Origin of the sequence: Saliphagus infecundisoli (assembly GCF_020177375.1) — an archaeon.
Classification (GTDB): Archaea; Halobacteriota; Halobacteria; order Halobacteriales; family Natrialbaceae; genus Saliphagus; species Saliphagus infecundisoli.
In genome coordinates this window covers 38,802-48,601 of the sequence record NZ_JAIWHV010000027.1, presented here as the reverse complement: position 1 = coordinate 48,601, position 9,800 = coordinate 38,802, and the positions used below count along the sequence as shown (strand labels likewise).

The 9,800-nt window shown below is 55.2% G+C and carries 8 protein-coding genes and 1 pseudogene; 3 read left to right on the top strand and 6 right to left on the bottom strand.

Going from position 1 to position 9,800, the window contains the following annotated elements:
• Window positions 1-171: 171 nt before the first annotated feature.
• Complete coding sequence (locus tag LCF40_RS19160) at window positions 172-1,095, top strand: dihydrodipicolinate synthase family protein (RefSeq protein ID WP_224829789.1); 924 nt, start codon at window positions 172-174, stop codon at window positions 1,093-1,095.
• 129 nt (window positions 1,096-1,224) lie between these two features.
• Here LCF40_RS19160 and LCF40_RS19155 read toward each other — a convergent pair whose 3' ends face one another.
• The 4 genes from LCF40_RS19155 to LCF40_RS19140 form a co-directional block, all read right to left on the bottom strand.
• Entirely contained in the window at window positions 1,225-3,720 is a 2,496-nt protein-coding gene (locus LCF40_RS19155) for a cbb3-type cytochrome c oxidase subunit I (RefSeq protein ID WP_224829788.1), read from the bottom strand.
• Window positions 3,721-4,054: 334 nt separating this feature from the next.
• Window positions 4,055-5,347, bottom strand: coding sequence for a glutamate dehydrogenase GdhB (gene gdhB, locus LCF40_RS19150; protein WP_224829787.1), 1,293 nt, complete (start codon window positions 5,345-5,347; stop codon window positions 4,055-4,057).
• Between the two features lie 2 nt (window positions 5,348-5,349).
• Window positions 5,350-5,493: a rubrerythrin-like domain-containing protein gene (locus LCF40_RS19145; RefSeq protein ID WP_224829786.1), complete on the bottom strand. Its 144-nt coding sequence runs from the start codon at window positions 5,491-5,493 to the stop codon at window positions 5,350-5,352.
• Between the two features lie 382 nt (window positions 5,494-5,875).
• On the bottom strand, window positions 5,876-6,619 hold the full coding sequence (locus LCF40_RS19140; protein ID WP_224829785.1) for a uroporphyrinogen-III synthase: 744 nt from the start codon (window positions 6,617-6,619) through the stop codon (window positions 5,876-5,878).
• A gap of 93 nt (window positions 6,620-6,712) precedes the next feature.
• Here LCF40_RS19140 and LCF40_RS19135 point away from each other — a divergent pair, with 93 nt between their 5' ends.
• On the top strand, window positions 6,713-7,687 hold the full coding sequence (locus LCF40_RS19135) for a deoxyhypusine synthase (protein WP_224829784.1): 975 nt from the start codon (window positions 6,713-6,715) through the stop codon (window positions 7,685-7,687).
• Window positions 7,688-7,860: 173 nt separating this feature from the next.
• Here the strand turns inward: LCF40_RS19135 and LCF40_RS19130 are convergent, their stop codons facing one another.
• Window positions 7,861-8,337, bottom strand: coding sequence for a halocyanin domain-containing protein (locus tag LCF40_RS19130; RefSeq protein ID WP_224829783.1), 477 nt, complete (start codon window positions 8,335-8,337; stop codon window positions 7,861-7,863).
• Between the two features lie 129 nt (window positions 8,338-8,466).
• Window positions 8,467-8,765, bottom strand: a pseudogene (locus tag LCF40_RS19125) (sulfite exporter TauE/SafE family protein); the annotation flags it as partial.
• Between the two features lie 188 nt (window positions 8,766-8,953).
• On the opposite strand from LCF40_RS19125, the gene budC reads away from it, so the two are divergent.
• A complete protein-coding gene (gene budC, locus LCF40_RS19120) occupies window positions 8,954-9,736 on the top strand; it encodes a meso-2,3-butanediol dehydrogenase (RefSeq protein WP_224829782.1) in 783 nt (260 codons plus the stop codon).
• Window positions 9,737-9,800: the final 64 nt, after the last annotated feature.

Below are 9,800 nucleotides of genomic sequence, written 5' to 3'. Positions count from 1 at the left end.
GCACCAACGTTCCAAAACATGAGTAGTTGCGTCGCTGCTGGCAGCGACGCTACGGTGATTCACGCCCATATCTCACTGATCGCACAGATCTACGCTCGTCCGAAACAACACTCTGTTTGGTAGGGCCTGGTAACATCAACGCTTATTATCACGCTAGGCCAAATCCAATACGTGTCGTCCGCCGAAGTCACATCCAATCTAAAAGACGCTGCTGTGGGATTGTTAACCCCGTTCGACGACGTCGATACGGACGAGATACTGTTCGAGGAGCTGTCGGCGACGACCGACTGGCTCTACGACGAGGGCATCCGGCTCTTTCTAGCGGGTGCCAACATAAGCGAGTACCATTCGCTCTCCCACCAGGAGCGGATCGACGTCGTCCGCATCCCCTGTGAGACCCTTCCCGCAGACGCGACCGTCCTCGCTGGCGCCGGCGGGAGCACGAAGACCGCGATCGACCTCGGGCGGACTCACGAGGAAAACGGTGCGGACGCGATCATGGTGATGCCGCCCCACCACACGTTCAAACACGAACAGGGCGTCGCCGACTACTACGGCCGGATCGCCGACGCCGTCGACGTCGGCGTCGTCCCCTACCTCCGGAACTTCGAGGTCACGGTCGGGCTCGTCACGGCGATCGCCGACCACGAGAACGTCGTCGGGATCAAGTGGGCGATCCCCGACATCGAACTATTCGCCGAGTGCGTCGCGTCGGTCGACAGCGACGTCGTCTGGATCTGCGGGATGGCCGAGCCGCTCGCACCCGCCTACTGGCTCGAGGGTGCCGAGGGCTTTACCGCGGGTGCGACCAATGTCGAGCCCCGCCTCGGATTGGCGATCTTCGACGCCCTCGAAGCGAGCAATATGGAGCGAGCCCACGAACTCCGCGATCTCGCCCAGCCGTTCATGAACCTCCGGAGCGAGCCGGGCGTGGATAACGTCTACCCCAGTGCCAACAGCGTCCCCGTGCTCAAATCCGGTCTCGAGTGTGCCGGTCGATACGGCGGTCCCGTCCGGGAGCCCCTCGTTGACCTCACCGACGAGGATCGGGAGTGCGCCGAACGGGCCTACGATCACATCCAGGACGGGCTCTAGGAGCATCCGTCGATTTCCCCAAAATGGCGATTACGAGTTCAATGAAACGTTGAAGTTTAATATCAGGTCAGATTATTGTCAAGATACCGCATGATGTTTAGAGTGATATTCCTATAGCTTTAGAGGTAGTTATATCAGATAAAAAAGCGGGAAGAGGAAGACCCAGACGATGTCGACGAAGTGCCAGTAAATCCCAAAGAACTCGACCGGACGGGGATCCTCGAGATAGGCGTCAATCGTGATCACGCGGTAGATCATGAAGCCGGCGATGAATAATCCAAATAGGATGTGAATTCCGTGGAGACCGGTCGTGACGAAGTACATCGAGTACTGAAGGTCGGTAAACCAGAAGACCCCGTGGCTGAACTCGTAGCTCCACTCGTAGGCCTTCACGCCCATGAACGCCAGTCCCAGCAGGACGGTCGTTCCAAGCGTGGCCAACAGACCAGTCTTGTTCTTCCGTTCAGCCATCACGAGCGCGAGGATGACCGTGAAACTCGAGGTGAGCAGGACATAGGTGTTGAGGAGACCAAGTTCGGTAAACGGCGGGACAGGATCCCAGCTTCCCCAGCCCGCGTAGATCCGCATGAAGAGGTACGCGCCGATGAACCCACCGAAGACGACGATGTCCGACGCCAGGAAGAACCAGACGCCGAGCTTCGTGTTACCGACGTTCTCGAAGGGCCACCGCTCGGCGATCGCCATCGTCGGCGCAGTAAAGCTCTCGCAGCCGAACTCGAAGAGCGCGTACGCGACGGTCACCAGGCCGACGACGGTAATCCCAGAGTAGAGATAACTCACGTTGGCCGTGAGCCCCGCGCTCTCGGCGTACTCGGGGTCGAGGGACTCGACCAACGCCGCGACCGTCCCGGTCATCCCGGAGATCCCGAGAAGGGTAACAAAGATTCCGAGACCGATGCCAAACGGCCAGATACTCGCGTGGTCTACGTGTTCCTCGTCGGCGGTTGCATAGCCGTGGACGGGGTCGCGCTCGAGGGTGGTCGCGACGTCGGCAGTCCCGCCACCGTCAGTCGCTGGCGTGTCGTCGACGAACTCGAGGCGACCGCTGGCATAGGAGGGGCGTCCGGGCCAGTTCTCCAAGGGCGGTGGCGAGGGAATCGCCCACTCGGCGGTCCGAGAGAACTCCCAGGGGTTGTCGGGGGCGTCAGGTCCGGAGATCAAACTCTTCCCCAAGGTGTAGAACATGATGAGGAACGAACTCCCGAGTACGAACGCGCCGACGGTCGCCATCTGGTGGTAAATCTGCATCCCCTCGCCATAATGGAACACCCGACGCGGGGTCTCCCAGGCGAGGAACATCGGGAAGTAAAGCAGGTTGAAGCCCACGAAGTAGACCGCGAAGTTGAGTTTCCCCAGCGTTTCATTATACATCTTTCCGGTCATCTTCGGCCACCAGTAGTAGAGTCCACCCACGAGCGCGGTGACGCCCGCGACCATCACGTAGTGGAAGTGGGCGACGACCCAGTATGTGCCTCGAAATTCATAGTCAAGCACGACAGCACCCAGGAACACGCCCGTGATCCCGCCGAGGATGAACAGGACGAGCGCACCCAAGTTGAAGAGGAACGGGGTAGTAAACCGCACGCGCCCCTTGACCATCGTGTAGATCAGCGAGAAGACCATTAGATCGAACGGCAGCGAGATCCCAATCGTCGTTGCCATGAAGAGCGTCTTGATTTCCAGGTTGATCGTCGTCAGGAACATGTGATGCATCCAGACCAAAAAGGACTGGACGGCGACCAGTACCATCGCGATGATAACCCACTTGCGGCCGACGACCCGCCGGCCGGTAAAGGTCTGGAACGTCTCGAACATGATTCCCAGGGCAGGGAAGAAGACGATGTATACCTCCGGGTGACCGAAGAACCAAAACAGGTGTGCCCACAGCAGGCTCGAGCCTTGATCGGTTACGAAGTACCGCGTCAGCAGGATCTTGTCGGTCATGAGCAAGAGCAGCGCTGCGAGCAGGGCCGCAAACGCAATGAGCATCATCCAGACCGTAAGCAGCCATGACCAGGTGAACAGGGGGATGTTCCAGAGGCCCAGTCCCTCCGCTCGTGAGCGGTGGATCGTCGTCAGGAAGTTGACCGTCCCGACGGTAATCGAGACGACGAACAAGGTCAAGGCGACGATCGCGGCGGTTCCGCCCGTAGTCGCCTGGACCGCGGGCGTGTACATCGGGACGTTGAGCGGGGCGTACATCGTCCAGCCGCCCTCGAACGTCCCACCTTGGAAGAAGGAGATTGCGAGCAGAACTCCCGAGAAGAGGTAGAACCAGTAACTAAGCGCGTTTAGGCGGGGGAAGGCGAGGTCCTTCGCGCCGATCTGGAGCGGGACGAGGTAGTTCGCAAAACCCGTCGCGACCGGCGAGAGGAACCAGAACACCATCACTAAGCCGTGGATGGAGACCGCCTGGTTGAAGCCGCTGTTCGAGAGGAGGGTCCCGCCCGGGCTCCAGAGTTGAACTCGAAACAGTAAGGCCAGGACCCCTCCGAAGATCAGGAAGAAAAATGCCGTCACGATATAGAGGATTCCGACATCCTTGTGATTTGTTGTGACCAGCCAACGCTTGATCTCCGTCCTCGGCGGAAAGTGCTCAGCCATTAGTTCTCACTCTTCTTACCGGTTTTGTCACTAATCCCCCTACTTCGTTCAGCGTTGGGTGTGGAATATGAATCGACATTATCTCGATTGGTATCTACTGGCCAGTAGATTCTGTGCCCAACTCGGGGCTCTTTCTGTAGCGTATTAAATCTCCATGACCTTAATAATAGAAGGTCATATTGTCCCTATACACTATTTTATTGTACTATAGAATATTTTGCCCCTTCTATTCTTATATAGTTTCATTAGATGAGAATTTTTGATCGATCGTTTCAATAGTTATGGTCACTGAATTACGAAAGAGGAGTCGACGCAACGAGGCTCATGCGGTGTGTTATGGCCAAAGTCCCCGTGCTTCATGAGCATCAGCGATCCGCGAAAGCGCAACGATGTAGGCTGCATCTCGCCATGTAACCTCTCGCTGGTCGAACTCGGTCCGGACGGCTTGCCAGGCCGAGCGCATCTCCGTCTCGAGTTCCTCGTTAACCCGTTCAAGGGACCACGCCCGCCGGTTGATGTCCTGGAGCCACTCGAAGTAGCTCACAGTGACGCCGCCCGCATTCGCGAGAATATCAGGAATGACTGGGACGCCTCGTTCGGTAAGGATTGTATCTCCAGTCGAGGTTGTTGGGCCGTTTGCCCCTTCGATCACCATGTCTGCGTCGATTGTACCTGCAGTTTCTTCCGTAATTACGTTCCCGAGAGCTGCAGGGATGAGTACATCGACATTGAGAGCAAGTAATTCCTCGTTCGAAATGACATCATCGGCGTGATCCGTTACGGCTTCTGGCTCTTCATCATGTGAGGGGACAGACTGAGTATCGATCCCGTTGGGGTCGTACATTGCGCCATTGACGTCGCTGATGGCGACGACCGAGGCGCCCCAGTCGTCGAGCAGGCGCGCGGCGTTTGCCCCGACGCTGCCGTAGCCCTGGACCGCAACCGTCGTCTCTTCTAGGGGCAGATTATAGTACTCACAGGCAAGTTCGGTGACGATGGCGACGCTCCGGCCGGGGGCCTCCTCGCGGCCCTCGCTGCCGCCAATCACCGGGGGCTTGCCGGTGACGACTCCTGCGATGGTCTCGCCTTCCTGCATTGAATAGGCGTCCATCAGCCATGCCATGGTCTGGGAGTCAGTCCCCATATCCGGAGCAGGGATATCGATAGTCGGACCGATAACGTTGCGAAGCTCTTGGGCGAATCGTCGGGTGAGCCGTTCTTTCTCACCCGAACTGAGCTTCTTTGGGTTTACAGCGATCCCACCTTTTGCCCCTCCAAAAGGAAGGTCCATTACCGCACACTTCCAGGTCATCCACATTCCCAAACCGACACATTCCTCTTTAGTTACTTCGGGATGGTACCTGAGTCCACCCTTATAGGGGCCTCGGACACTGTCGTGTTGGGCGCGGTAGCCCGTGAACATCTCGACGCTCCCATCGTCACGCTCGATAGGAACATTCACCTCGTGAATTTTCGTCGGATATTTCAGACGCTCAACGATGTTGGGGTCGATCTCGAGATAGGCGGCAGCATGCTTGAGTTGGCGACGGGCCGTCTCGACGGCTGACTCTGGCTTAGCTGCTTCCGAGGGTGTATCATCGGACTCAGAGTGAGAGAAGGATACCATTGTTATTCGATTGGTGTCTGCCGATTTCGCATCTGGCCGCCACAGTCGGGACAGTGGCCAGGATTATCTTCTGCTACGATGATGGTGCCACACTCAAAGCACTCGTACGGGCTAGCTTCCTCGGAATCGATTTCAATATCTCTCATTATGAATCGCGAGCGCCGGCGTATACACCGGCTGGCTCTACAATAGAATACTAAGTGTATAAGGAAATGTCTGAGGGTCCACTATCGAACATTAAGGTGCCGTGAGGTATACTACCTGAACGATATTTAAAATTGGATGTCTAAAATACCAGTCGACTAAACAACATTATGGGCAATGGATGATGTGGATTCACCTGCGACTCCGCTTTTCCCCCCGATGGTAGATTCGCATCAACTACTACCAGCACTTTGGGCCAGTATCAAGATTTTCTCAGGGAAACGATAAGGTTTTGATAGTAGCCATTAGAATCTGCCGCTTTACTCTCAAGGATTACAAATGGAGTCTCCGTAATTATGGGATCACCAAACTCAGTGTGATGTACTATGAACACTCGTTTGTCGATTTGATTTTCTGAATAACGCGGTCCGCAAGCTGATCAAATCCTACTGTGGGAGGTTTAACATCGACACAAATAGACTCTGAAAGCAGCGCACGTTCCGTCGGTGTTCCAATTGCACCAATAATTGTCTCCGTGACCTGCTGTTGTAGCACCGAGAGTTGGTCGCGATCATCTGCGATATCAAGGAAGTGCTCAACCGTTTTAGGAGAGGTGAACAATATCCCATCCAACTTCCCGTCTATGGCGAGTGAGACTGACGACCCTGCAGTATTCGGACGCTCCAAACGATATAGATGCGATTCATGAACAGTGGCACCAGCTTCTTCTAGGCCCTGAATCAGCACCTCACTTCCGTGTGCACTGCGAGCGATTTCGACAGTCCTTCCATCAATCTTCGCGGATAGTTCTTCAACGAGTCCTCTGGAAGTAAACGTCGATGGGATTATATCGACTGGATATCCCTGTCTCCGTAGCGCGGCTGAAGTTTGTCGGCCAACAGCGCAAACTGTCTCCTCATCTGGATCCCATCCCTGCTGAACTGCGAGGTTAACTCCCGTCTTACTCGTGAAGATACAATATTCCGCCTGCTGCGGAGTCTGACCTGTCGGACAAATGGTCAGCATTGGATCCGCAATTGGCGACACTCTCAGTGATCGAAGATAACGGACAGCGTCGGCGATACGAGTATCATCAGGGCGAAGGACAGCTACCCTCGGCTTCGACATAGTGGATTCTCCCTCCTTGATGGACTTGGATGTACCGAGAGTCGAGTGATCGATTTCGAGTTCTTCAAGTCCCTCGCTGGATTATTCAATTGTATGGCCAACGAGGATTCGCATGACTACGTCGTCCCCGAGGGTGAAGAAGAACTCGATACGCCTGACGTTCGTGGCTACGATTTTCGGGGCGAGTTTGATCTCGACAAGATGCTTGACTCCTATGCGACGACCGGGTTCCAGGCAACACAGCTTGCCGAAGCCATCGATATCGCCAACCGTATGCAGGAGGCTGATGCCACGATTTATCTCACGTTCACGTCAAATATCGTCTCGTCGGGCCTGCGTGAGACTATCGCATACCTCGTACGGGAGGGATATGTAGATGTTCTTATCACGACATCCGGATCACTAACGGAGGATGTCATCAAGACAGCAAAACCGTTCAAGATGGGTGATTGGAATGCAGATGAAGTGGCACTTCGAGAGCGTGGGATCAATCGGCTTGGAAATCTGTTCGTCCCCTCTGACCGATATGTGTGGCTGGAAGAATATCTGTACGATTTTTTCGACGACTTCTTCGATAAGAAGAAGATTCGAACGCCGACAGAATTTGCGCGTGAATTAGGAGAAACGCTTGACGATGAAGACTCGGTACTGAAGCAAGCGGCAGATAATGACGTACCAGTGTATTGTCCGGCACTGACAGACGCTGAAGTCGGGAACTTCCTATACTACTACCGACAGAGCTATGACTCAGATGTTGGAATCGAGATCTTGGATGACTATGATTCCCTGATTGAAGATGGTCTATTAGCGGATACAACCGGTCTGATAGCCGTTGGTGGTGGAGTCCCAAAGCACCATGCAATCATGACGAATCTCTTTCGGGGCGGGGCAGACTACGTTGTCTATATTTCAACCGGAATGGAGGGGGATGGATCGCTATCTGGTGCAACACCGAGCGAAGCTGTATCATGGGGAAAAATAAAAGAAGAGCAGACAAATTATACACAAGTTGAGGCAGAAGCAACACTTGTGTTTCCGCTCTTGGTAGCAAGCGCGTTTAAACAATAGACCTTAACAATCCTATCGGGTTAGAAGTATAGGTCTGAACAGGCCCAATTGTAACTTGGAGTGTCACAGCACTAAATCCGAACGCGATTAACCTTACTTGGCCCAAACGCTATTGCTCTCAACGTCGGACGTTACAGCGGTTTCGAAACTACCTCTGTGGCGGTAAATCGATACTATTCAACGACGATAGCCCCCTTCATTCCCTGGTTGACGTGGGGAGAACAGTAGTACTCGTAAGTGGCCGCTTCCTCGAAGGTTTGATCAAACGTCGCTCCTTCGTCGGTCTGTATCTCGCTTTCGAAGCTGTCGTCGGCAACAACGTTGTGGCCGCCGCCGTCGCCGGTCCACTCCCAGACGACGGTCGTTCCGGTATCGACCGCGATCGCCGCCGGATCAAACTGATAGCCCTCTTGACCGGCTCCAACTCTCACCGTGACCTCGTTCTCGCCAGTGTGATCAACGACCCCGTCGTAGTTATCCACGTCGTTGAACCAATCCCCGAAGTCATATTCTTCGGTGCTTCCATTTCCGTTCCCGCCGTTGCTGGTGCCGTTTCCGTCGTCACCGAGACAGCCCGCGATAACCCCGAGCGCTATCGCGCCGCTGGTTGCCTGCAGGAACTGTCGTCTACCTGGATCGTAATTGATCATCGTGCACCGTTAGTAAGTATTGAACGGATACAATCCTTGGGTTGATTCCTATAGAGTGGGAACTGGCCACGTTGGCTACCTTCATCTGACGTAGCTAGCCTGATCCATGATATCCACGAACTGCTCAATGCCACGAAGCGGTTCGACCGCCGCGGTCACCGAGTTGGTCGTAACGAACAGTACCCCACCGAGCGCGCCGAAGACGGCCCCGAACACGGTGTAACTCGCCGTCCGTCCGAGGTTGAACAGCGTGTGTTGGCGGACCCGTACGTCGTGAGGTGGGCCCCGCGGTTCTCGCGGTTCCGATCCATCCGGTCGGAGTAGATCGTCACGAGCGGGCCACACATCCCAAGGCAGTGGGCGCCGGCGAGCAGGCCGATGACCAAGAACAGCGCCACGTCGACCCCGAGAAGAGTAAATATGTCCATGGACCGGTCCTTGTCTCAGCTATCGGCTTTACGAGGTAATGGGTTTCACCTCACCGACGTCTCCGGTGTCAGTCTTCGAGAGATGGACCAAACGATCTCTGCTGATCCGACCGTACCTCACGGGGATGAGTAACAAAGTACGACATACGGGAGTAACATTGATACGTTTCGCCGGCTCGATTGTAATTATGGTGTCAAAATTGTCGGGAAAGGTCGCTATCGTAACGGGTGCTGCATCGGGAATCGGGAAGGCAGTCGCAACCGCCTTCGCTGCGGAAGGTGCGTCGGTCGTACTCGCAGACATCGACACGGAAGGAATGTCCGAGACTGATGCATCAATCGACGGTGAGACACTCACAATCGAAACCGACGTCAGTGATTCCGAAGACGTCGATAAGATGGTCGAGGACACAGTCGATGAATTCGGTGGGCTCGATATACTCGTCAATAACGCAGGTGTTGGAACGTTCGGTCACGTGACGAACCTTAGTAACGAGGACTGGGAGCGAACAATCGGTATCGACCTGAACTCGGTGTTCTACGGGAGTCGTGCTGCACTTCCACACCTCGAAGACTCGAACGGGTGTATCATCAACACGGCCTCCATCTCAGGGCGCGGCGGCGACCACGGTCTCGAAGCATACAACGCGGTAAAAGGGGGTGTGCGAAACCTCACAAAGGCGTTAGCGATTAATCACGGTCCAGAGGTCCGAGTCAACAGTGTCAGCCCTGGATTCGTTCTGACCGATGCGACACAGGATTTCCAGGAGAACGAAGCAATCATGGACGAGTACGAAGAACGGATTCCCTTGGAAAGAGGCGCTGACCCGGAGGAAATCGCGAGCGTGATGGTCTTTCTGGCTTCCGATGCTGCCTCGTATGTCTCCGGCCATGATCTCGTTGTTGATGGCGGGATGACTGCGTCGGCCGGACAGCCGAAGTTCGCGAAGCACCTCGGCCTCGAAGAGTAATCGGACAAACGCTCTTCTGTAGCAGGGTGATTTCGTATCACGTTGAAAACAACGGGGAGGCTAA